This window comes from Mycobacterium sp., assembly GCF_035506235.1.
Taxonomy (GTDB): Bacteria; Actinomycetota; Actinomycetes; order Mycobacteriales; family Mycobacteriaceae; genus Mycobacterium.
The window spans coordinates 1-22,499 of the sequence record NZ_DATJPU010000311.1; the positions used below are offsets into that span (position 1 = coordinate 1).

Consider the following 22,499-nt stretch of genomic DNA (forward strand, 5'->3'; position numbering starts at 1 on the left):
ATGCCGACGCCGTCCGCGACGCCGAGCTGCGCTATGCCCAGCGCTACCGCACCCCGCGGCCCAACCCGCGACGGGTGGTCATCGAGGTGCAGGTGGAGCGGGTGCTGGGGTCGTCGGATTTGTTGGACCGGGGCGAGTAGCGCGGGCTCGATCAAGCCGATAGGTCAACAGCTACTTTTTGCGCCGAGGGTCATACTCGGTACCGGAAATGTCATCCCAGAATTTAGGTGACACTTCTGTAACACGATCTTCCGGTGCCACGGCATTTATTTTCTCTTCAAACTCATCAAATTGCTTTTGTATTTGCGCCAACTCCTCTTCGGTGGGCGGAGTGACGCCTGCCTCTTCGGGCGTAGAAAAAGTCTTGCCTGCAATCCTCTTGCTCACTGTAGAACTCCCATCGTCTAGCTCCCCTGACTCGCATCGATCTAGCGTTCAGCCATGCGGATAACCGTTCTTCCCGTCACCGGATCCATTGTCTTACTTAGTATATAAAATCGAGTACCAGCGGGAAAAAGTATCTCTTGCTCGCCCGGGAACATCGAAACGGACGAGATGTCTCGCCCACTGCTGGACATAATCCTGAACTCGACATTACCGGAAAAAACCTGCGACCGCGCCACGGCCGGATTCGTTGTGGTACTTAGGAAAGCATCCTCTGTAATAACCTCGCCTGGTCGATATTGAGCAAGCACCTCAGGCGGAAGATTTGTCCCACGAATTACTGGGCCTTGATACGCGGGAAGCTTCTCCAGAGCCTTATTTAAAGCCTCCACGCGAGCGTGTTGGGACGCGTCCAAAGCGCCGCTCCTTAACGCTTCGTTTAGGTCCTGATAGCCGGACCCAGTGTAGTCGGCAAGTGCCGACAGATCATCCGACGTCAACCTATCGTTCAGGCTCTCATGGTGGCCGCCGTCGGCCAGGTCATGGTGGGCAATCCCGTGGCCAGATGGTTTAGGCGCGTCGTCGTGGGGCGGCGGTTTGTGTTGGCGTCCACCGTGCGGATTGCCTTCACCAGGTTCGTGCGGGCCAGTACGGTGTGGTGGCCCTCCATGCGGGTGAGTCCCTGCCGGAACGCCGTCGGCAGGCCCGTGCCAGCCGCGGCCACCAGGTGCTGGCAGTTCAGGCGGTCGACCTCCCGGGGGCGTGGAATGCGGCATCGCAGAGCCGGGTGACGGCGAGTGCGCAGCGACAGGTGCGGGTTCGACGGGAGATCCGCCAGGCGACACCGACACCGGACCAGAGGAATGCTCAGCCAGCTGCGGAATAGTCGACGGAACGCGTTCGGCCGCCGCTGCGGGAACGGACGGCGGATGCGAAGCCGGCGTAGTCGCCGGTATCGGATCATGAGGACCCAACGGCGGAGCCGGTATCGGATCATGAGGACCGTCCACCGGCACTGACACCGGCTCGTGGGGGCCACCGGGCGTTGACACCGGATCATGCGGGCCGCCCGGAGCCGATGCAGGCGCAGCCGTCGACGGCTCAGGGGGTGGTTCGTGCGCACCTGGCGCCCCGTCCGGCAGCGCGGGCGCCGGCTCGACCGGCGCCTCCAGCGGCTTCGAGATCGGCAAACCCACCGGGCGGCCGCCCACGGGCGGCGGCTCGATCTTGGGCAGCTTCCCGGCAACGCCCTCGAGGTTCTTGGTCAGATCGCCACCCGTGCCGGCGATATCAGCCAACGCGCCGCGGGCACCCGCGAGCCCACCGGCCGCCTCCGCACCGGCGCGCCCTGCACTGCCCGCGGCTTCCGCGGCCTCGGCTCCACGCGCGGCCGCCCCGCCCGCGTCCGCCGCCCCGCCGGCCTCACCGGCGCCGGGAATGAAGAACATGGCGGCATCGAAGGCGTTTTCCCCGAAACCCAGTCCCGGCCGCGCGGTACTCCAATCATCAAGGTGCAAAAGGGATTTGAGCTGCTGCCAGTTCGCTTCGACAAACCCTTGTGGGTTGCTGACGCGATTGACCAGGCTTCCTTTCCACAAGCCTTTCGCCATGCCCGTCCACGTCTCGGCGGCACCATGGGGGTCGAGGAGGAACCACCGCGGGTCGAGATCGCCGATGGCCAGCGCCATCCCGACGGCACCCTTCAAGGCCCCCTCGTTGGCGTTGGCAAAAACGTCGAAGGCGGTGGCCACCTGATTGCCGACCGCTTCACCCAAGAACTGAGTGGCCTCGCGGCGCACGTACTTCTCCAGCTCGACGACCAAGCCGTCGACGACCTGCAAACCCAGCTTGACTCCCTGCTCGGCGGCCCGGGCCTCGCGCCCCAGGTCGTGCAGCACGTCGTTGATGTCCTTGGCGATCCTCTTGATCTCGTCGAGCGCGTCGCCCTTGATGATCAACATCACGTCGTGCCCGAGGTCTGATAGCGACCCCAGCCGGTGCAACAGATCCCGGATGTGGTCCTGGGCGCCGTCCACCTCGTTGGCGAAGTTGTCGAGGGCCGTGGCCAGCTTTCCGGACGCCTCGCCGATCTTGCCCATGCAGTCACCGATTCGCGAAAGCGCGTCGCCGATCTTTTCGCCTTCGGGGATCTGATGCGCGTCCAGCAGGGCCTTGGCGGCGTTCAGCGCGCTCCGCATCCCGCCCGCCGCCCCGGCGAAGCCCCGCCAACGAGCCGCGGCCGCATGCAGCCCGGCCACGTCGCCGTCGGGCCACGCGTCGTCGACGAACGACTCCACCAACGCCCACAGCAGCGGTGGCGGCTGCCCCTGACCCCACGTCCCGGGCGGCCCCGGCGCCGAGACCTTGCCCTCCGCGGGCGGCGCCTGCAACGCGCCGGCGCCGCCGCCCAGCGTGGAGGCCGCTTCGGCCTGCGAATAGTTCGCCGCGCCCTGCTGTATCAGGGCCCCGCTCTGCCGGCAGGCGTTGACGGCGGCCGCCGCGGCCTGCAGCACCGACTCCCCCGCGTCCTGATATGCCAGGCCGAACACCGTGCCGGCCGCATCCAGGCCGGCGTGGGCCGCAAAACCCGCAGTCAACACCGTCAGGTTGGCGGCCAGGCCGTCGCCGGCGCCGATCACGGCGCTGCCCACGGCGAACAGCGCCTGCGGATCGACGACCAACGGAACCACGGCCGAATTCTCGTCCAGCTCGCCGACCGTCGCTATTCACCCAGTCGTGCCACCAAACGGCTGCGGCGAGTCGGGGTGCCTCCGGCTCGCGCCGAGCCTAACGGCACTGCCACAAACCGAAATTCGCAGTGAGGTTACGCTCGCGAACCAAGAAGGGAGGGGGCACGCAACGTGATGCGGTGCCGTCCCGCGGGTACCGCCACGGTCGGCCCGGCCGGGTGATCGTCGAGCTGCACCGCCACCCCGGCGGGCAGCCCCACCAGCGTGATCCGCGTGGCGACGTCGGTGGCGATCGTGATCGTCGACAACGGCAGCCCGGCCAGCCCGGCGCGCGCGACGTCGACCGTGACGCTGGCGACCCCGGTGAGCCGCAGCGTCAGGTACGGCAGCGGGGCGACGGGCCGCCCCACCTGCCAGTCCAGCTCGCTGTACAGGCCGGGCGTCGGGTCGAAGTGCGGAATGATGCCACGGTGGTGCCGAATCGTGTGTGTCGGGTCCGGCCGGGCATATGACCGCGCGTCGACTTCGGCCACGGCCCCGCGCCGCGCCGTCACCGACGGATCGGCGGTCAGCTCCGAGAGCCACCACACCTGATGCGGGCCGATGCCCAGATCGGCGCGCACCAATTGCGGATACCACGCGAACGTGATGTGTCCCGGATCGGCTTGGCGCAGAGCCGTTCCCATGTGCGCGATCGGATCCTCGAACTTGTCCTGCACCACCCACGCGATGTGATCCTCGAGCGGGTAGACGGTGAACCGGTGGCGGTAGCCCAGCCGGTCGAGTTCGAGCACCTGCTCGGCGGCCGAGGCGAACGGCACCAGCTCGTCGACCAGGCCATGGGCGATGACGTACGGCAGCCAGCGCGCGTTGACCAGCAGCTTCCAGGTATCGCCCTCGCGGGCGCACGGCGAGTCCGGGTCGAGGTCGGCCGGGATGTCGACGCCGGGGATCAGCCGCACCCCGCAGGCCGGCGGCCCGGCCAGGACGACCGCCTGCGAGAAGACCTGCGGGTAGCTCAACCCCAGCTTGTAGGCCGCGTACCCGCCCATCGAATAGCCCGAGATGACGGTGCGATTCGGGTCGGTGCCTAGCTGTTCGGCGACCCGCGCCCACACCTCCCACACGTCGAGTTCCCCGGCGTCGAAGTACCAGCTCGACGGGCCCCGGGCCAGCGGCGTGACCACCACCGAGTCACGGCCCTCGCAGACCTCGTGCAACAGGCGCGGATCGATCGCGGCAAACTGGCTTTGGCCCAGCGCCAGCGAGTGCAGCAACAACGTCAGCGGCAGCGCCCGGCCCGGCGCGTAGGTGGACGGCAGGCAGATCGAATAGGGCTGGACGCGACCGAGGAACTGGGGCTTGGTGCTCAGGATGTCGTAGGAGGCCAACCCGCCTTCTATGCCCTGTCCCAGCTCGACCGAGGACACGTACCAGCGGGTCGTCGGGCCGGTGACGACCGGTTCCGGCTCGGTTTCGCGGGCCGCGAGCCGAGCCCACGGCACCGTCACCGCGAACGCGGACACGTCGCCGTGGGTCAGGGCGGCGGCCTGCGCGGCATCCGACCAGAAGTTCAGGTGCGGCGGCTCCTGCTCGTGGGTGCGGAACGCGAGGTTGTAGACGTTGGGTTGCCCGGGCAGCGCCCCGCGCTCGGCGGGCACGTCGGCGAACCCGTCACCCGTCGCGTTGGCCAACCCCGCGGCCAGCCGGACGGTCCAGCTTCCGGCCGGTTCCAGCACCGCCCGCGGGACCGGTGCCAGGAACGACCGCGACTGCATGTCGACGCTGTGTGCGACCGGCGTGGTGGCCCGCGTGGTCAGGTCGATCAGCACCGCGCCGCGCCCGGACACCAGCAGGGCCATGTCGATGCCCTCCGAGCGCACGCCCGCCCCGGCCGGCCAGTCCGCGGCGGCGGTGCGGGCGGGGTCGGTGTCGAAGGTGAACAGCGCGATGGGCACCGAGGCGTCCACCAGCGTGTTCCAGTCGATGCGCCACCATGTGTGGGTTTCGGTGAGCCCGATGGCGACGCGGAAGACGTCGGCGCCGTTGCCGGCGGCGGGACCGTCGGGATAGACGTAGGTGCCGCGCGGCGGCGCCTGAATCTTCAGGTCCCCGACCGGGATGCCGGTCGCGCCGTGGTCGTCGTAGAGGAAGTCGGTCCAGAACAGGGCGCCCCCGGCGAGCCGGCCGGCGCCGCAGGTGCGCGGAAACTCCTCGCCGAACGGCCAATCCGACGGCACCGGCAGCCACGGTTCGGGGCGTCGCGCCGCCGGTGGCACGCCCTCGGGCATCCCGTCGACGACGACGAGCTCGGCGGGCGGCGCCGGCGCGGGCGTAACCGGGTGCAGCACGGCGCCGGCGACATGACGGGCGATGCGAAACGGCAGCAGCGTGAGGTCCAGGATCGACACGTGGCCCAACCTACGCGGCGGGGCCGTCATGCCTGCTAGGGCGCGGGCACCACGATCAGTTCGTGCGGCCGGTTGTTGACGGCCAGGGCGCCGTCCTCGGTGACGACGACGATGTCCTCGATCCGGGCGCCCCACCGGCCGGGAAAGTAGATGCCGGGCTCAATGGAGAACGCCATGCCCGCGGCCAAGGGCAGATCGTTGCCGACGACGATGTAGGGCTCCTCATGAACCGACAGACCGATGCCGTGCCCGGTTCGGTGCACGAAGAACTCCGCCAGCCCGGCCTCGGCCAGCACGTCGCGGGCCGCGGCGTCGACCTGCTCGGCGGTCACGCCGGGACGCACGGCGGCCAGGGCCGCGCGCTGGGCCCGCTGCAGAACCGAATACCGTTGCGCCACATCGGGCATGGGCTCGCCGATGCTGTAGGTCCGGGTCGAGTCGGAGTGGTAGCCGGGCTCATACGCGCCGCCGATGTCGACGACGACGATGTCGCCGGCCCGCAGTTCTCGATCCGAGTAGCCGTGATGAGGGTCGGCCGCGTGCGGTCCGGAGCCGACGATGATGAAGGCCACCTCCGAATGCCCTTCGGCCACAATCGCTTCGGCGATGTCGGCGGCGACGTCGGCCTCGGTGCGGCCGGGGCGCAGAAACTCCGGCACGCGGGCGTGCACCCGGTCGATGGCCGCGCCGGCCTTGCGCAGCGCGTCGATCTCGCATTCCTCCTTGACCATCCGCAACCCGCGCAGCACGTCGGTGGCCAGCACCGGCAGCACGCCGAGCACTTCGGCCAGCGGCAACAGGTGCAGCGCGGGCATGGAATCGGTGACGGCGGTCGCGGCGGGGCCCCCGCCCAAAGCCGCGCCCACCAGCCGGTAGGGGTCGTCGCCGTCGACCCAATCCCGCACGGCCAGGCCAAGTTCCGCAACGGCTGAGCCCTCGAGCGAGGCCAGCTCCAACCGGGGCACCACGACCGTCGGGTCGCCGGAGGCCGGCAACACCAGCGCGGTGAGCCGTTCGAGGGTCTGGGTGCGGGAGCCAACGAGGTACCGCAGGTCGCAGCCCGGGGTTATCACCAGGCCGGCCAGCCCGGCCTCGGCGGTCGCCGCGGCCGCCGCGGCCAGCCGACCCGCGTACACGTCTGCGTCGAATCGGTCAGAGCTCATGTCGGTCTTCCGTCGATTCGCGCCGATCCGGCATCAGCGATTCGCCGGATCAATTTCCGAAAACCGTTTCGCGCGTTGATAATTCACGCTTCTTCCGCATCCACGACACGCGAGACGGCGCCCGACGGGGCCCGCACGAAGGATTCACCGAGGTTGTCCTGGGCGGCGTCGGGGTCTGCTTCGATGGGCTCGTCGAGCAGAACACGGTAAACGCAGAAATTCGAATGCTTAGCGGCAATCGCACGCGCTACGTCGAGCCGGGTCGTCGCGTACGTGTACTCCTTTTCGTCCATCGGGTCCAAGGTGCGGGTAGCCCGGTCTCCGGGATTGAATCCGCGCATATCGGCCCGGTAGTACACCGCGTCAGCGCTCATCGTCAGCCCTCCAGCCCTTCTCTCAGCGCCCAGTCGAAGGCATAGGCTGTGAGTTTAACGAGGCAGGCCGCGCTGATCGACGAAGGCGAAACGGCGACCCGTTCGGCGATGCAAAAGGTCAGCGCGGTGCCCCGGGAGCCCGACCGCCTGCCTCCCAGCCATCGCGGATTCCGGTGCCGACACCGCGCAGACCACCGATGACACCCTGCCACCAGGCCCGGCCCGGTCGACCCGCCACCGACAGACTGCCCTCGCGCCAGCCGTCGCGAATTCCCTTGGCGGTTCCGCGAATACCGCCGATCACGCCCCCGACCGCCGAGCCGACGATCTTGCCGGCCACCGCTGCCGTAGCTGCCCGGTTGGCGGGGCGGCCCGGCCTTGTCATGAGACCCATCCAGCGCGGGTAACCCCGCGAACCGCTGTGGACGACATCATGTTCCCAGCTAACCGGTCGACGGCGACGCTGGCAAGATAGCCGGCATGCCCGCACCCGGCTCGCCGCGCTTGCGATCGCCACTGGGCCCGACGCGTGGCGATCCGCCACTGGCACTGCTCGACGGCGCCAGCATGTGGTTCCGCTCGTACTTCGGGGTGCCGTCGTCGATCACCGCCCCCGACGGCCGGCCCGTCAACGCCGTGCGCGGGTTCATCGACTCGATGGCCCTCGTGATCACCCAGCAGCGGCCCGGCCGGCTGGTGGTATGCCTGGATCTCGATTGGCGTCCGCAGTTCCGCGTGGACCTCATCCCGTCCTATAAGGCGCACCGGGTCGCCGAAGCCGAGCCCCGCGGCGAGCCCGACATCGAGGAAGTGCCCGACGACCTGACGCCCCAGATCGACATGATCATGGAGCTGCTCGACGCGTTCGGTATCCCGACGGCGGGAGCGGAAGGCTTCGAGGCCGACGACGTGCTGGGCACGCTGGCGGCGCGGGAGCGCACCGATCCGGTCGTGGTGGTCAGCGGCGACCGCGACCTGCTGCAGGTGGTGGCCGACGATCCCATCCCTGTGCGGGTGCTCTACCTGGGCCGCGGGCTGACCAAGGCCACGCTGTTCGGGCCGGCCGAGGTGGCCGAGACCTACGGCGTGCCGCGGGAACGGGCGGGCCCGGCCTACGCGGAACTCGCGCTGCTGCGCGGCGACCCGTCCGACGGGCTGCCCGGGGTCCCCGGCGTCGGCGAAAAGACGGCAGCCACCCTGCTGGCCCAGCACGGTTCGCTGGAACAGATCCTGGCCGCCGCACGGGACCCGAAGTCCAAGATGGCCAAGGGTCTAAGGGGGAAACTGCTTTCCGCAACGGACTACATCGAGGCCGCCGACCGGGTGGTGCGGGTGGCCACCGACGCGCCGATCACGCTGTCGACGCCCACCGACGCCCTGCCGCTGGCGGCCGCCCACCCGAAACGCACCGCCGAGCTGGCGACCGAGCTGGGCGTCGGCTCCCCGATCGGCCGCCTGCAGAAGGCGCTGGACGCGCTGCCCGGCTGACCGTTACTGCGGCCGGCCGACCTCGTAGGTGCCCTTGTTGTCCTGGAAGGTCACCGTGACGCGCTTCTTGGCGCCGTCGATGCTGACGTCGCAGTCGAAGGTGCCGCCCTTCTTCACGACGGGGTCTTGGCCGTGGTTGCAGGAGACGTCCTTGACGTTCTTGGCGCCGTAGCCGTTGGTCTCATCGGTGAGGACCTGCTGGACACCCGCCTGAGCCTTGTTGACGTCCAGCTTGGTGGTGACGAAAAACCCGGGCTCCCAGAAGCCGAGCACCAGCACGACCGCGACGACCAGCAAGGCGATCGCGGCGGCCACCCCGCCGATCAGCGCCGTCGAGCGCTTCTTCGCGGGCTGTTGTGGGTAGGGCGGGTACTGCTGCGGGTATTGCCCGGGCTGACCGTACTGGCCGGGCTGACCGTACTGACCGGGCTGACCGTACTGACCGTACTGGCCCGGCTGCGGGTACTGGCCGTACTGGCCGGGCTGGGCGTACTGGGGCGGCTGCGCCCCGTACTGATCGGGTTGGCCCCCGGGTTGGGCATAGCCGGGCTGCTGGGGGTACTGCTGCGGGTACGCCTGCTCCCCCGGCTGCTGGTATTGCGGATAGTCGGCGGGCGGCGTGGCCGGCGTGTAGGCAGGGGCCTGCCAGGTCGCGTCCTGGCCCGGCTGCTGTTGCCAGGGCGACGGGGCCACCTGGGTGGGCTCCGATGAATGATCGCCGGCCTGACCGGGCGGTTGCCACTCGTGGCCCGGCTCCGATCCCTGCGGTCCGCTCATCGTCTCTCCTCAGTTCCCTTGTGTGCTGGCCCTGTAACGGTAGCTCGGGCCCAGCCTACCCGGCGTCAACTGCAACGACGCCGCGCCGAACGTCGTTGATGGCGCGCTTGGCGGTGGCGCGCAGCTCGGGATCCGGTGCGGCGTTGCGCACCTGGTCCAACAGGTCGAGCACCTGGCGGCACCACCGCACGAAGTCCCCCGCCGACAGCGGGGCGCCGGCGCCGGCCGACGGGTGGGCGTCGGCGACGGCCAGCGCCGCGGTCAGGTCCCCGGTCCGGGCCCACCGGTAGATGACATTGACGAAGCCGTCGTCGGGCTCGCGGCTCGGGGCGATGCGGTGCGCCTGCTCGTCGGCGCGCAGCGCGGTCGACAGCCGCGACGTCTGCTGCAGCGCCTGGCGCAAGCGCTGCGTGGGCACCTCGGCGGCCAGCGCGGCGCCGGGCCCGTCGCCGCCCCGGGACTCGTACATCACCGCCGACACCACCGCGGCCAGCTCGGCCGGTTTCAAACCCGACCAACCGCCGGTGCGCAGGCATTCGGCCACCAGCAGGTCGCTTTCGCTGTAGATGCGGGCCAGCAACCTGCCGTCGTCGGTGACGTGGGGATCGGTGGCCGGACCCTGGATGAAGCCGCGTTCGGTGAGCAGCCCGACGATCCGGTCGAACGTGCGGGCCAGCGAGTTGGTGGCGGCGCTTACCTTCTTCTCGAGTTGGGCGTTGTCGCGTTCGATGCGCAGGTAACGCTCGGCCTCCCGCATCCGGGTCTCGAGGCCCGGGCTGCTGTGGGCGGGATGCCGGCGCAGCTCCGCCCGCAGCGACGCCAGCTCGGGGTCGTGAAACGCGCCGTCGCCATCGCCGCGGCCGCTGCGGCGCGCGGCCGGAACCGCCAGCCCGGCCGCGGCCGATCGCAGCGCCGACGCCAGGTCCCGGCGGACCCGGGGCTGACGGTGTTCGACCCGCTTGGGCAACGACATCGAGCCCACTGGCGCCGCCGCACCCGAATAATCGGCCGACGAAATCCGCCCCGCCCAACGGTTTTCGGTGAGCACAAGCGGGCGCGGGTCGGAGCTGTCGCGCGCCGACTCCAGCACCACCGCCAGCCCGCCGCGCCGTCCGTGGGTGATCGTGATGATGTCCCCGCGACGCAGCGCGGCCAGCGCATCGGTGGTGGCCTGCCGCCGCTGCAGCCGCGACGCGCGGGACTGCGCGCGCTCCAGCTCCGAGATCCGCGCGCGCAGCCGGGCGTATTCGAAGATCGGGGCGTCGCGACCGCCGAGTTCGGCGGCGATCTCGTCGAGCATCCGTTCGCCGCGCTCGATGCCGCGGACCAGGCCGACGACGGAGCGGTCGGCCTGGTACTGGGCGAACGACCGCTCGAGCAGCTGATGCGCCTGCTCGGGGCCCATTTGGTGCACCAGGTTGATCGTCATGTTGTACGACGGGGCGAACGAGCTGCGCAGCGGGAAGGTGCGGGTGGAGGCCAGGCCGGCGACCGCGGAGGGTTCGGTGGTCTCGTCGCTGGGGTTCCAGAGCACCACGGCGTGGCCCTCGACGTCGATGCCGCGCCGGCCGGCGCGGCCGGTCAGCTGCGTGTATTCCCCCGGCGTCAGCGGCACGTGCTGCTCACCGTTGAACTTCACCAGCCGCTCGAGCACCACGGTGCGTGCGGGCATGTTGATGCCCAGCGCCAGCGTTTCGGTGGCGAACACCGCCTTGACCAGGCCGGCGGTGAACAGCTCCTCGACGGTGTGGCGGAACGCCGGCAGCATCCCGGCGTGGTGGGCCGCCAGACCGCGCAGCAGCCCCTCGCGCCACTCGTAATAGCCGAGCACGGCCAGGTCGTCGTCGGCCAGATCCCCGCAGCGGTGGTCGATCACCTCGGCGATCTGGGCGCGCTCCTCCTCGGTGGTCAGCCGCAGCGGTGACCGCAGGCACTGCTGCACCGCGGCGTCACAACCGGCCCGGGAGAACACGAAGGTGATCGCCGGCAGCAGCCCCTGGGAGTCGAGGATCGCGATCACCTCCGGCCGGGCAGGCGGCCGGTAGAAGCGCGGCCGGCCGGCGCCGGCGCGTCCCGCTCCTCCTCTCCCGGCCTGCCGCCGGGGAGCACGCCAGTCCGACATCCGGTCCGCCTCGCGGCGATGGGCGATCTGGCGCAGCAGGTCCGGGTCGACGCGGGGCTCGCGTTTAGCGCCTGGTTCGTCGGCGTTCCGGTAGTCGAACAGGTCGAACAGGCGCTTGCCGACCAGGACGTGTTGCCACAGCGGAACGGGCCGGTGCTCGTCGACCACCACGGTCGTGTCGCCGCGGACCGTCTGGATCCAGCCGCCGAACTCCTCGGCGTTGCTCACCGTCGCCGAGAGGCTGACCAGCCGCACCTCGTCGGGCAGGTGCAGGATCACCTCCTCCCACACCGGTCCCCGCATCCGGTCGGCCAGGAAATGCACCTCGTCCATCACCACGTACGAAAGCCCTTGCAGCGCAGGCGAATCGGCATAGAGCATGTTGCGCAGCACTTCGGTGGTCATCACCACGACGGGCGCGTCCCCGTTCACCGACATGTCGCCGGTCAGCAGCCCGATCCGGTTGCGGCCGTAGCGTTCCGTCAGGTCGGTGTGCTTCTGGTTGCTCAGGGCCTTGAGCGGCGTGGTGTAAAAGCATTTGCCGCCCGAGGCCAGCGCCAGGTGCACGGCGAATTCGCCGACCACCGTTTTGCCGGCGCCGGTCGGCGCGCACACCAGCACGCCGTGGCCCCGTTCCAGCGCCGCGCACGCCTGCCGCTGAAAGTCGTCGAGCGTGAAGCGCAGTTCCGCGGCGAACCGGGCCAGCTCGGGTAGTTCGGTCACGCCGTCGCCCGAGTGCGCCAGGGTGCGCAAATGCACATGAAATACGGCGTGTCGTGGCACAAATATGCGCTCTTGCGAGCGGGCCGAGACTCAGGTGACATCGTCATGTTGACCGGCGGTGAACGAGGGCTCGGGCACCGGCTCGGTGATCGGTGCGGGCGGCTCGATGACCGAGGCTTCGTCGTCGGGAATGGCGACCTGGGCTTCCCGCTTGGCCTTGCGCCGGTCGTGCAGCCGCGCGATCTGAATGGCGAACTCGAGGAGCACCGACAGCGCCACCCCGAGCGCCGTCATCGAGAACGGGTCGGATCCGGGCGTGAAGATCGCCGCGAAGGCGAACATGCCGAAGATCAGCCCGCGCCGCCACGACTTGAGCCGCTGGTAGGTCAGCATGCCCGTCATGTTGAGCATGACGATCAGCAGCGGGAACTCGAAGCTGACCCCGAACACCACCAGCAGGTTGATCAAAAAGCCGAAATAGCGGTCCCCGGACAGCGCGGTCACCTGGACGTCGCTGCCGACGGTCAGCAGGAAGCCCAGCGCCTTGGACAGCACGAAGTAGGCCAGCACGGCGCCGACGACGAACAGCACCGCCGCGGGCACCACGAACGCGATCGCGAAGCGGCGCTCCTTCTGGTAGAGCCCGGGTGTGATGAACGCCCACAGCTGGTAGAACCACACCGGGCAGGCCAGCACGATCCCGGCCGTCATCCCGACCTTGAGCCGCAGCATGAACTGGTCGAACGGCGCCGTGGCCAGCAGGCGGCACTGGCCGTTGGGGCTGAGCTCCGCCCGCGCGGACTGCGGCAGGGAACAGTACGGGTGGCGCAGCCAATCCCCGAGGCTTTCCAGCCCGAAGATCGAGTGCGAGTACCAGACGAACCCGAAGATCGTGGTGAGCAGGATCGCGGCCAGTGAGATCAGCAGGCGGGTGCGCAGCTCGGTCAGGTGGTCGACCAGCGACATCGTCGCGTCCGGATTGGTGCGGCTGCGCCTATTGCGAGGGTTGAGTCGTTTCAGCAGGCCGGCGGTGCGCGCTGAAACCTTGAAACCTTTCACGATGCTCGTTTAGTGCTCCGTCGGTGGCGCTCGGGCACCGCGGCGACGCGGCTACGCCGGGCGCGCTTCGGTGTGGCCCTGCTCGGTGGCCGCCGGCGGGTCGACCCGCTGCGACTGCACGGGCTGAGGGGTTGCCGTGGTTTCAATCGAAGGCGCTTCAGACTTGCCTTCGGTCTGCATTTCGCGCATCTCGGATTTGAAGATGCGCATCGACTTGCCCAGCGAGCGCGCGGCATCGGGGAGCTTCTTGGCACCGAACAGCAGGATCACTACGACGGCGAGAATCGCCCAGTGCCACGGACTAAGACTGCCCACTTTGATTACCTCCAGACGTCCACCCGATGCTACCGCAGCGCGGCGATGTGCCGGTGCGCCCGCGCCGGGCCTTAGGCGGTCACTGCCTGGTAGGACTCCAGGGCCGCGGCCGCCGCATCCCGTACACGCTGGGCGAGCGACTCGGGTTCGAGCACCCGCACGGCCGAGCCGAAGCCCAGCACCAGGCGCGTCATCCAGTCCTCGGAGGCATAGGTCATGACGGCCTCACACGATCCGTCGGCCAGCTCGAGCACCTCCCGCATCGGGTAGTACTCGAACATCCAGGAGGCCGCCGGCGCGACCCACAGCCTGGCCGACGGGAGCGCCGGATCGCCGTCGAACAACGACGTGTCCGGCGGCGCGTGGCGCGCCGGCTCAGGGGCGGCGGCCGGCTCGCCCAGCTCGGTGGCGTCGACGATCCGGTCGAAACGGAACAGCCGAACCCCTTCGGCCTCCCGCGACCATGCCTCCAGGTAGCTGTGGCCGCCGATCAGCAGGACGCGAATGGGGTCGACGATCCGGCTGGTCAGGGTGTCGTGCGAGGCGGAGTAGTAGTCGATCGCCAGCGCGTGCTGGTACTGCACGGCGGTGCGCACCGCGGCGGCGGCCCGGCTCTCGACGGGGGCGGGCTCGTCGGCGGCGGCCGCCGTGACGTCCTGCCCGACGGCGCCGGCGGCCGCCTCGATCTTGGCGATCGCGCTGCGCGCCGCTTCCGGATCGACCACGCCCGGAATGTCGGCCAGCGCCCGCAGCGCCACCAGCAGGCCCGTCGCCTCCGGCGAGGTGAGCTTGAGCGGCCGGTCGATGCCCGCCGAGAACGTCACCTCGATGGTGTCGCCGGAGAACTCGAAATCGATGAGGTCACCCGGGTAGTAGCCGGGCAGACCGCACATCCACAGCTGGTTGAGGTCCTCCTCCAGCTGCTTGGCGGACACCCCCAGGTCCGCGGCGGCCTTGGCCCGGGTGACCTTCGGATTGGCCTGGAAATACGGCACCATGTTGAGCAGCCGGATCAACCGGGTGGACACGGGCGTCATCTGCGGCTCATCCCCACGTGCGACCGCAACCGGGCCAGCACGTCGTCGCGCAAGGATTGCGGCTCGAGCGCGACGGCGTCGGGCCCGTAACCGGCGATGTCGCGCGCCAGCTGGTCGGCGGATGCGATGTCGAGTTCGATCACCTCGCCGCGGCGGCCGGCCAGCTCCCGCGCGGCTATGGGCCTCCCGGCGCGCCGCAGCGCGGTGGCCCGTCCGTCGGCGACCCAGACCCGGGCCTGTCCCCCGGCCGGCCACTCGGTGACCGTCTGGGCCACGATCTTGCGCAGGTCGAGGCCGTCGGGCACGGTGACGGCGCCGGGCGGCCCGATCGGGGTGACGTCCGCGCCGATCCGGGACAGCCGGAAGGTGCGGGTCGCGTCGCGGTCGCGGTCGTGGCCGACCAGATACCAGCGGCCCTTCTCGGTGACCACGCCCCACGGCTCGACGGTGCGCGCGGTGTAGGGCTCCGCCCGCGACGGCCGGTGCCGGAACTGCACCGCCTGGCGGGAATCGATCGCGGACAGCAGGATCCCCAGGACGTCCTCCGACCCGCGCAGGCCCGGAACCCCGGCCGGGGACGCGATGGCGACCGGCGCTCCCGCATCAAACGGGTCGACATCCACGCCGGCGGCGCGCAGCTTGAGCAAGGCGCCCTGGGTTGCGGTGATCAGTTCGGGTGACTCCCACAGCTGCGTGGCGACGGCCACCGCGGCCGCCTCGTCCGGGGTCAGCCCCACCGGCGGCAGCGCGTAGGCGTCGCGGTTGATCCGGTAGCCCTCGGTGGGGTCGGTGACCGACACCCGGCCAACCTCGAGGGGGATGCCGAGGTCACGCAATTCGTTCTTGTCGCGCTCGAACATCCGCGAGAACGCCTCGGCGCTGGGGCTGTCGGCATAGCCGGCGACGCTGGACCGGATCTTTTCGGCGGTGATGTAGCCGCGGGTGGACAGCAGAGCGATGACGAGGTTGACCAACCGCTCGACTTTCGAGATCGCCATTCGCACCAGGTTATAACCGGCGCCCGTCCCGCGCCTGCACCGGCCGGCGAGTCGCAACATTCACAATGGCAACATCAGTCACGGGCTGGCGGGCACCACTGCCTTTGAAAACGTGGTAGCGCCCGCGCTACCACGTTCGCGACTTCAGCGTGGGCGACCAAGGCGGGGGCCGGTGTGGCCGATGCGACCAGGCGGCCGCGACGCTACATGCTCGCGATCAGCCGCTTGACCCGCTCGTCGACGGCGCGGAACGGGTCCTTGCACAGCACCGTGCGCTGCGCCTGGTCGTTGAGCTTCAGGTGCACCCAGTCGACGGTGAAGTCGCGGCCCGCGGCCTGCGCGGCGCTGATGAACTCCCCGCGCAGCCGCGCGCGGGTGGTCTGCGGCGGGTGGTCGACGGCCTCGGCGATGTCCTCGTCGGTGGTCACGCGCGCGGCCAGGCCCTTGCGCTGCAGCAGATCGAAGACGCCGCGTCCGCGCTTGATGTCGTGGTAGGCCAGGTCCAGCTGGGCGATCTTGGGGTCGGACAGCTCCATGTTGTAGCGGTCCTGGTAGCGCTGGAACAGCTTGCGCTTGATCACCCAGTCGATTTCGGTGTCCACCTTGGCGAAATCCTGGCTCTCGACGGCGTCGAGCTGGCGGCCCCACAGGTCGACGACCTGCTCGATCTGCGCGTTGGGCTCCCGGGTCTGCAGGTGCTCGACGGCGCGGCTGTAGTACTCGCGCTGGATGTCCAGCGCGCTGGCCTGACGCCCGCCCGCCAGCCGGACCGGCCGCCGGCCGGTGATGTCGTGGCTGACCTCGCGGATGGCGCGGATGGGGTTGTCCAGCGAGAAGTCCCGGAACGGAACGCCGGCCTCGATCATCTCCAGGACCAGCGCGGCGGTGCCGACCTTGAGCATGGTGGTCGTCTCGCACATGTTGGAGTCACCGACGATGACGTGCAGCCGGCGGTATTTCTCGGCGTCGGCGTGCGGCTCGTCGCGGGTGTTGATGATCGGGCGGCTGCGCGTGGTGGCCGAGGAGACGCCCTCCCAGATGTGCTCGGCGCGCTGGGAAAGGCAGAACGTCGCGGCCTTGGGGGTCTGCAGCACCTTGCCGGCCCCGCAGATCAGCTGGCGGGTGACCAGGAACGGCAGGAGCACATCGGAGATCCGGGAGAACTCGCCGGCCCGCACGATCAGGTAGTTCTCGTGGCAGCCGTAGGAGTTGCCCGCCGAGTCGGTGTTGTTCTTGAACAGGTAGATGTCGCCGCCGATGCCCTCGTCGGCGAGCCGCTGCTCCGCGTCGACGAGCAGATCCTCGAGCACCCACTCGCCGGCCCGGTCGTGGGTGACCAGCTGCACCAGGCTGTCGCACTCGGCGGTGGCGTACTCGGGGTGGCTGCCGACATCGAGATAGAGGCGGGCACCGTTGCGCAAGAAAACGTTGGAACTGCGGCCCCACGACACCACCCGGCGGAACAGGTACCGCGCGACCTCGTCCGGAGACAGGCGGCGGTGGCCGTGGAACGTGCAGGTGACACCGAACTCGGTCTCGATGCCCATAATTCGTCGCTGCACGTAATTGAGGGTACTGGTTGTCCGACCGCGAAGGTGAGGAAGCCGCGCCCAGGGATGTTATTAACGGGATCAGATCCCGCCGGGACCGTCGAGCGACAAAACTCACCGGTCCCACGGGCACCATCAGCCCCAGCGCGCCCGGGCCGCCGGGCCGGGGGATCTAGTCCTTGGATTTCTCGTCCGGATCGGCAGCTTTGCCCTTGGATTTCGAGCCCTTTTTGTCGAGCTCCTGCAGCATGCTCTCCAGGGCGGGCCGGTTGATCCGCCGAAACGCCCGCCGGGGCCGGTTGGCGTCCAGGACGGCGACCTCCAGGCTGCTCACGTCGACGGACGGCTGATCGCCGTTGGACGCCTCCGCGCTGCCCGCCCGCAGGGCCGCGACGGCAATCCCCAAAGCCTCGCGAAGGTCGGCGTTTTCGGCGTAGGACTCCTTGAGCGCGGTGGTGATCGGCTCGGTGGTCCCGCCCATCACCACAAAGTGCGGCTCGTCGGCGATCGACCCGTCGTAGAGAATCCGGTACAGCTCGGGCGGTTTCGTCTCGCCGTAGTGGGCGACCTCCGCGACGCACAACTCGACCTCGTACGGCTTGGCCTGCTCGGTGAAGATGGTGCCCAGCGTCTGCGCGTAGACGTTGGCCAGTTGCCTGCCGGTGACGTCGCGGCGGTCGTAGGCGTAGCCGCGGGTGTCGGCGAACTGGATTCCGCCACGGCGCAGGTTGTCGAATTCGTTGAACTTGCCCGCGGCCGCAAAGCCCACGCGATCGTAGATCTCGCTGATCTTTTGCAGGGACCGCGACGGGTTCTCCGCGACGAACAACACGCCATCGGCATACGCCAGCGCCACCACGCTGCGCCCCCGCGCGATGCCCTTGCGCGCGAGCTCGCTGCGCTCGCGCATCGCCTGCTCGGGCGAGATGAAATACGGAAAGCTCACTTGTCACCCCGCGGCTCGGCGTCGGGACCGAAAGTGTCTGCGCGCGAACGGCTTTCGATGACTTCACGAGCGAGTTCCGCGATGCGGCTCTCCGGCACCTCCGCCGCACCCTCGGCGCCGATGGTGACCGCGGTCGGGAAGATGCCGCGGACCAGATCCGGTCCGCCGGTTGCGGAGTCGTCGTCGGCGGCGTCGTAGAGCGCCTCCACGGCCACCCGCACCGCCGAATTGACGTCGGTGACTTGCGCATACAGCTTTTTCATCGACGATTTGGCGAAGATCGAGCCGGACCCCACCGCCTGGTAGCCCTCTTCCTCGATGTTCCAGCCGCCGGCGGCGTCGAACGAGACGATGCGGCCCGCACTTTCGGGGTCCGCCGCGTGGATGTCGTACCCCGCCAGCAGCGGCAGGGCGACCAGCCCTTGCATCGCCGCCGCGAGGTTCCCGCGCACCATGATCGCGAGCCGGTTGACCTTGCCGGCGAACGTTAGCGGCACCCCCTCGAGCTTCTCGTAGTGCTCGAGTTCCACCGCGTAGAGGCGAGCGAACTCGACGGCGATCGCGGCGGTGCCGGCGATGCCGGTCGCGGTGTAGTCGTCGGTGATGTACACCTTCTTCACGTCGCGCCCGGCGATCATGTTGCCCTGGGTCGAGCGCCGGTCGCCCGCGATGAGGACGCCGCCGGGGTATTTCAACGCGACGATGGTCGTCCCGTGCGGCAGCTGGGCACTGGCGCCCCCCGCGGCGGCGGCGTGCGCGCCGCCGCCCAGGCTCGCCGGCAGCAACTCCGGCGCCTGGCGGCGGAGGAGGTCGGCAAACGAGGACAGGTCTATACCCGGAGTCCCGGGGAGCGGGGAGTTAGTGGACAGGCGATCGGTAAAAGGCCAGGTCACTGTCCGCCCTTTTGGACATACGCGCGGACAAAATCCTCGGCGTTTTCCTCAAGGACGTCGTCAATCTCGTCGAGCAGGTCGTCGGTGTCTTCGGCCAACTTCTCGCGACGCTCCTGGCCCGCGGCCGTGCCGTCGGCGAAGTCGTCTTCATCGCCGCCGCCACCACCACGCTTGGTCTGCTCCTGAGCCATCGCCGCCTCCTGCTTAGTCATCGGCTCGTGTTAACCCAAGTCACGCGCCCGCTTGGTCTTCTCTACAGTACCGGTCAACGCCGACGTTTCCCGGTCTAACGCCCGTCAGCTGGTCAGTTGTTCCACCAGTTCCACCGCGCTGTCCACCGAGTCCAATAACGCCCCGACGTGCGCCTTGCTGCCGCGCAGCGGCTCAAGCGTCGGGATGCGCACCAGCGAGTCCCCGCCGAGGTCGAAAATAACCGAATCCCAGCTGGCCGCGGCGATGTCGGCGCCGAACCGGCGCAGGCACTCACCGCGGAAGTAGGCGCGCGTGTCCGTCGGCGGGTTGTCGACGGCGTCGAGCACCTGGTGCTCCGTGACCAGGCGCTTCATCGAACCGCGCGCGACCAGCCTGTTGTACAGGCCCTTGTCCAGCCGAACGTCGGAGTACTGCAGGTCGACCAGGTGCAGCCGAGGCGCCGACCAGCTCAGATTTTCGCGCTGCCGGAAACCCTCCAGCAGCCGCAGCTTGGCCGGCCAGTCCAGCAACTCGGCGCAGTCCATCGGGTCGCGCTCCAGCTTGTCGAGCACGTCGGCCCAGGTCTCGACGACGTCGGCGGCGCGCGGGTCGGGGTCGCGGCTGTCGACCAGCTTGGCCACCCGGTCGAGGTAGATCCGTTGCAGCGCAAGGGCGGTCAGTTCGCGGCCGTCCGCCAGGGCCACCGCGACCCGCAGCGACGGATCGCGGCTGATGGCGTGGACGGCGTGGACCGGGCGCGCCAACGCCAGGTCGGTGAGGTCTATCCCGTGCCCGGGGCCCTCCTCGATCAGGTCGAGGACCAGCGCCGTGGTGCCCAGCTTCAGATAGGTCGACGTCTCGGCGAGGTTGGCGTCGCCGATGATCACGTGTAGCCGGCGGTACCGGTCGGCGTCGGCGTGGGGTTCGTCGCGGGTGTTGATGATGCCGCGCTTGAGCGTGGTCTCCAGCCCGACCTCGACCTCGATGTAGTCGGAGCGCTGGGACAGCTGGAAGCCGGGCTCGTCGCCGGCCGGGCCGATGCCGACCCGACCCGACCCGGTGACCACCTGCCGGGACACCAGGAAAGGAGTCAGCCCGGCGATGATCGCCGAGAAGGGTGTCTGCCGCGACATCAGGTAGTTCTCGTGGGACCCGTAGGAGGCGCCTTTGCCGTCGACGTTGTTCTTGTAGAGCTGCAGTTTCGCGGCGCCGGGCACGCTGGCGACGTGCCGCGCGGCGGCCTCCATCACCCGCTCGCCGGCCTTGTCCCAGATCACCGCGTCCAGCGGGTCGGTGCACTCGGGCGCGGAGTATTCCGGGTGGGCGTGGTCGACGTAGAGCCTCGCGCCGTTGGTCAGGATCATGTTGGCCGCGCCGACCTCGTCGGCGTCGACCACCGGCGGCGGCCCGGCCGAGCGGCTCAGGTCAAAGCCGCGGGCGTCGCGCAGCGGCGATTCCACCTCGTAGTCCCAGCGGGTCCGCTTGGCGCGCTGGATGCCGGCGGCGGCCGCGTAGGCCAGCACCGCCTGGGTCGAGGTGAGGATCGGGTTGGCGGTCGGGTCCGACGGCGACGAGATGCCGTACTCGACCTCCGTCCCGATAATCCTTTGCATTACTTCAAGATAGGCCCGGTGGAGATGTAGTCCGCGAAGAGGGGTGATCTCGAGACCCAGCCGCCAAGCGGTGAGAGCGACGATGCGGCCCGGTCCGCGCACCGCTCTACCGATAGCCCGGTTAGTGTTTCAGTCGTGGCGCCCTGGCCCGCGTTCGTCGCTGTGGGTGCCCTGCTCGGCGGTTTGAGCGGTTTGTTTGGCGTCGGAGGCTCCTCATTGGCGACGCCGCTGCTGTCGTTACTGGGCGTGCCCGGTCTGATGGCGGTCGCGTCGCCACTTCCCGCGACGCTGGCGACGGCCGCGGCGGCCCTGTGGCCCTACCTGCGCCAGGGCAATGTCCGCCCACGCGCAGCCTTGTGGTCATTGGTGGGCGCCGTTCCAGCCGCCGTGGCCGGCGCGATGCTGGCACACCTCGTCGGCGGTGGCCCGCTTCTGATCGCCTCCGGTGTAGCGCTGATCGTCGTTGGCATCAGGGTGCTCCGCCCGGTTTCCGACCGCGCCCAGCGTATCGGCGAGACGCGGCGCAAAAACCGTCCGATGCTTGTCGCCGTCTCCGCGGGCGTTGGGCTTTTCACCGGTCTGCTCGCCAACGGCGGCGGGTTCCTCCTTGTCCCAATGTTTTTGCTCCTGTTCGGCCTGACCATGGCACAGGCTTCTGGGACCAGCCTTGCAGTGATCGCAGTGCTGGCCATACCGGCGACGGCGACGCACTGGGCGCTCGGACACATTGATTGGTCGGTAGCCGCGGCCGTCGCGCTCGGGGCTGCCCCGGCCAGCGCCGTCACAGCGATGTGGGCACAACGGGTGGCCGTCAAGCGGCTGCAGGCGGCCTTCGGCTGGTTTCTGATCGTGAGCGGGGCGGCGTTCACCCTCTACCGGCTGGTCACCTGACTCAGCGTCGTTCAGCGAGGGAGCCGTGCCCGCCAATAGCTAGGGTGAGCCCGCATGGGCCCATCTCTCCGACGTCGGCCGGGGACGGCGCGAGCTTCTCCCGGATATGGGGCAGAAAGGTGGTTCCTCGCGCGGGGTTTACCCTCGGTGCTCACCCGGCGGTCCCGGTGGCGACGGCTCTGGCCGCGGTCGGCCCCCATGCTGGCGGCGTACGGGGCTTTGCAGGCCTGCGTGCTGCCGATCTACCTGATCACCGGCGGCCACGACGTCGAGATCACCGGGCAGCCGACGACCTCGCAATGATCATGCTGGGCATAGTCGGGCTCGCGCTCCCGCTGATGGGCGTCGTCGGCTGGCTGGTGTCGCGGTCACGAAGCGGGCGGACCCGCGCGGGCGTGGCGACGATCGCGGTGATCGTGGTGGCATGCGTCGGGATCACGGTGGGCGGACCCACCGAACTGGCTCAAGAGGCCGTCGTCGTGGCCGCGGTGTTGATCCTGACCGGCTGTGGTGCCGGATCGGTCGTCGGATGGGCGGTGCGCATGATGCTCTCGCACCTCGCGACCGTGGGGGCGCTGGTCGTCCGCGCCCTGCCGGTTGTGCTGCTGACGGCCTTGGTCTTCTTCAACAGCTATGTCTGGATCATGGCCAAGACGATCAGCGGGCAACGGCTGGGGCTGGCGATCGCCTTTCTGCTCTCGATCGCCGTGGCCTTCGTCATCTCCGCCACCGCGGAGCGGACCAGGCCGGCGTTGCGATCGACGCTGGCGGTGCTGCCCAAAGACAGTCAGCGGCTCGCCGGCACGCCCTTTGCGGACATGCCGGACGTCCCCGACTGCGCGCCGCTGACACGGGCCGAACGCCTCAACGTCG

20 protein-coding genes and 2 pseudogenes are annotated in these 22,499 nt (G+C 69.4%); 5 read left to right on the top strand and 17 right to left on the bottom strand.

Features of this window, described 5'->3' with window-relative positions; all coding sequences use genetic code 11:
* Positions 1–140, top strand: a pseudogene (locus VMD50_RS28660) (F420-dependent biliverdin reductase); the annotation flags it as partial.
* Positions 141–171: 31 nt separating this feature from the next.
* Here the strand turns inward: VMD50_RS28660 and VMD50_RS28665 are convergent.
* The 6 genes from VMD50_RS28665 to VMD50_RS28690 form a co-directional block, all read right to left on the bottom strand.
* Positions 172–387, bottom strand: coding sequence for a hypothetical protein (locus tag VMD50_RS28665; RefSeq protein ID WP_325433178.1), 216 nt, complete (start codon positions 385–387; stop codon positions 172–174).
* 41 nt (positions 388–428) lie between these two features.
* The gene (locus VMD50_RS28670) at positions 429–2,897 is read right to left on the bottom strand and encodes an ADP-ribosyltransferase (protein WP_325433180.1); all 2,469 of its coding nucleotides are present in this window, start codon (positions 2,895–2,897) and stop codon (positions 429–431) included.
* Positions 2,898–3,208: 311 nt separating this feature from the next.
* Positions 3,209–5,485 (bottom strand): alpha/beta hydrolase-fold protein, encoded by a 2,277-nt coding sequence (locus VMD50_RS28675; protein ID WP_325433182.1) that lies wholly within the window; start codon positions 5,483–5,485, stop codon positions 3,209–3,211.
* A 35-nt stretch (positions 5,486–5,520) separates the two neighbouring features.
* Positions 5,521–6,648, bottom strand: coding sequence for a M24 family metallopeptidase (locus tag VMD50_RS28680; RefSeq protein ID WP_325433184.1), 1,128 nt, complete (start codon positions 6,646–6,648; stop codon positions 5,521–5,523).
* An 83-nt stretch (positions 6,649–6,731) separates the two neighbouring features.
* A complete protein-coding gene (locus VMD50_RS28685) occupies positions 6,732–7,022 on the bottom strand; it encodes a hypothetical protein (RefSeq protein ID WP_325433186.1) in 291 nt (96 codons plus the stop codon).
* 118 nt (positions 7,023–7,140) lie between these two features.
* Positions 7,141–7,407, bottom strand: a complete 267-nt coding sequence (locus VMD50_RS28690; RefSeq protein ID WP_325433189.1) for a hypothetical protein — start codon at positions 7,405–7,407, stop codon at positions 7,141–7,143.
* A gap of 95 nt (positions 7,408–7,502) precedes the next feature.
* Between VMD50_RS28690 and VMD50_RS28695 the strand changes: the two genes are divergently transcribed.
* Positions 7,503–8,510 (top strand): 5'-3' exonuclease, encoded by a 1,008-nt coding sequence (locus VMD50_RS28695; protein ID WP_325433191.1) that lies wholly within the window; start codon positions 7,503–7,505, stop codon positions 8,508–8,510.
* 3 nt (positions 8,511–8,513) lie between these two features.
* Here VMD50_RS28695 and VMD50_RS28700 read toward each other — a convergent pair whose 3' ends face one another.
* The 11 genes from VMD50_RS28700 to dop all read right to left on the bottom strand — a co-directional run bounded on the left by VMD50_RS28700 (position 8,514) and on the right by dop (position 20,735).
* The gene (locus VMD50_RS28700) at positions 8,514–9,287 is read right to left on the bottom strand and encodes a DUF4333 domain-containing protein (RefSeq protein ID WP_325433193.1); all 774 of its coding nucleotides are present in this window, start codon (positions 9,285–9,287) and stop codon (positions 8,514–8,516) included.
* Positions 9,288–9,342: 55 nt separating this feature from the next.
* Positions 9,343–12,132, bottom strand: coding sequence for a DEAD/DEAH box helicase (locus VMD50_RS28705; RefSeq protein ID WP_325433217.1), 2,790 nt, complete (start codon positions 12,130–12,132; stop codon positions 9,343–9,345).
* A gap of 90 nt (positions 12,133–12,222) precedes the next feature.
* The gene (gene tatC, locus VMD50_RS28710; protein ID WP_325433195.1) at positions 12,223–13,191 is read right to left on the bottom strand and encodes a twin-arginine translocase subunit TatC; all 969 of its coding nucleotides are present in this window, start codon (positions 13,189–13,191) and stop codon (positions 12,223–12,225) included.
* A 51-nt stretch (positions 13,192–13,242) separates the two neighbouring features.
* Positions 13,243–13,506, bottom strand: a complete 264-nt coding sequence (gene tatA / locus VMD50_RS28715; protein WP_325433197.1) for a Sec-independent protein translocase subunit TatA — start codon at positions 13,504–13,506, stop codon at positions 13,243–13,245.
* 71 nt (positions 13,507–13,577) lie between these two features.
* Positions 13,578–14,543, bottom strand: a complete 966-nt coding sequence (locus tag VMD50_RS28720; RefSeq protein WP_325433199.1) for a helix-turn-helix transcriptional regulator — start codon at positions 14,541–14,543, stop codon at positions 13,578–13,580.
* Complete coding sequence (locus VMD50_RS28725; RefSeq protein WP_325433201.1) at positions 14,540–15,541, bottom strand: helix-turn-helix transcriptional regulator; 1,002 nt, start codon at positions 15,539–15,541, stop codon at positions 14,540–14,542. Before VMD50_RS28725 ends, VMD50_RS28720 begins: the two co-directional genes overlap by 4 nt.
* Before the next feature lie 203 nt (positions 15,542–15,744).
* Positions 15,745–17,103: a Pup--protein ligase gene (gene pafA / locus VMD50_RS28730; protein ID WP_142280085.1), complete on the bottom strand. Its 1,359-nt coding sequence runs from the start codon at positions 17,101–17,103 to the stop codon at positions 15,745–15,747.
* 160 nt (positions 17,104–17,263) lie between these two features.
* Positions 17,264–18,037 carry a proteasome subunit alpha gene (gene prcA / locus VMD50_RS28735; RefSeq protein WP_325433205.1) on the bottom strand — a complete coding sequence of 258 codons (774 nt, stop codon included), beginning with the start codon at positions 18,035–18,037 and terminating at the stop codon, positions 17,264–17,266.
* Positions 18,034–18,930: a proteasome subunit beta gene (gene prcB, locus VMD50_RS28740; protein WP_325433207.1), complete on the bottom strand. Its 897-nt coding sequence runs from the start codon at positions 18,928–18,930 to the stop codon at positions 18,034–18,036. The genes prcA and prcB overlap by 4 nt, the downstream gene beginning before the upstream one ends.
* On the bottom strand, positions 18,927–19,121 hold the full coding sequence (locus VMD50_RS28745) for a ubiquitin-like protein Pup (RefSeq protein WP_066913345.1): 195 nt from the start codon (positions 19,119–19,121) through the stop codon (positions 18,927–18,929). Before VMD50_RS28745 ends, prcB begins: the two co-directional genes overlap by 4 nt.
* A 105-nt stretch (positions 19,122–19,226) precedes the next feature.
* Entirely contained in the window at positions 19,227–20,735 is a 1,509-nt protein-coding gene (dop, locus tag VMD50_RS28750) for a pup deamidase/depupylase (RefSeq protein WP_325433210.1), read from the bottom strand.
* A gap of 135 nt (positions 20,736–20,870) precedes the next feature.
* On the opposite strand from dop, the gene VMD50_RS28755 reads away from it, so the two are divergent.
* From VMD50_RS28755 to VMD50_RS28765, 3 genes and pseudogenes are all read left to right on the top strand, one after another.
* Positions 20,871–21,626, top strand: a complete 756-nt coding sequence (locus VMD50_RS28755) for a sulfite exporter TauE/SafE family protein (protein WP_325433213.1) — start codon at positions 20,871–20,873, stop codon at positions 21,624–21,626.
* Positions 21,627–21,773: 147 nt separating this feature from the next.
* Positions 21,774–21,929: a hypothetical protein gene (locus tag VMD50_RS28760; RefSeq protein ID WP_325433215.1), complete on the top strand. Its 156-nt coding sequence runs from the start codon at positions 21,774–21,776 to the stop codon at positions 21,927–21,929.
* A pseudogene (locus VMD50_RS28765) lies at positions 21,926–22,499 on the top strand (hypothetical protein); the annotation flags it as partial. The gene VMD50_RS28760 and the pseudogene VMD50_RS28765, both read left to right, overlap by 4 nt.